Here is a 751-nt window from a genome sequence, read left to right as displayed (position 1 = left end):
GGGCCGTCGGCGCCGGCGGAGATGGTGGTGCCGAGCACCGTCTTGGCGCCCTCGGAGAAATTGGCCGCCTTGTGCACCATCGGCCGTCGCATGAAGCCGGGATCGGCGCCGGCGGGCGCGTTGGTGTCGAAGTCCCAGCCGGTGAAGGCGCGCGCGAGCTGCGTCACCGTGGTCAGGTCGTAGGTCTCGACCGGACGGCCGCCGGCCATCTGCACCGAGCCGTCCAGGTTCAACTGGACCAGGCCGATGGTGAAGAGCTGCATCACCTCGCGGGCGAAGTTCTCGTCGGGCTGACGGCCTTTGCCGTCCTCCTTCTTGCTGCCGCGCATGGCCAGGAAGGCGCCCATCGCCGGCGACAGCGTCACCGCCTCCAGCAGCCCGCGGAAGGTGCCGAAGGCCTGTTCCTCCAGCACGTCCGCGTAGGCGCCCATCATCATCGTGCGCCACGGCAGCGTGTTGCCCACCGCCGAGACGACGAAGATCTCCGACAGCGCCAGCACCATGCGCTGGCGCAGCTGGTCCGGCGAGGTGATGAACTTGCGCCAGACGCTGCCCGGCAGGCCGTCGAAGTAGGCGTACTTGTTGGCCTCGGTGGCGAAGCCGTTGCGGGTCAGCCAGTCCCAGTGAGACTCGGTGCGCGGCGCCAGGAACTGCAGATCCAGCCAGGACGCGTAGCCGATCGACTTGAGCGTGGCGATGTCCGCCTCGCTCGCGCCGAAGCCGGCCTGCGCCAGGAAACGCGCGGCCTGCG

The 751-nt window shown here is 69.5% G+C and carries 1 protein-coding gene; it reads right to left on the bottom strand.

Annotation, left to right across the window (positions count from 1 at the left end):
• Window positions 1-751 (bottom strand): DUF1800 family protein (locus FUT87_RS24555; RefSeq protein WP_147242689.1); only part of this gene is annotated, 751 nt, incomplete at both ends.

It is taken from the genome of Mitsuaria sp. TWR114, assembly GCF_007997345.1.
This window is presented reverse-complemented; position numbering and strand designations above follow the sequence as displayed.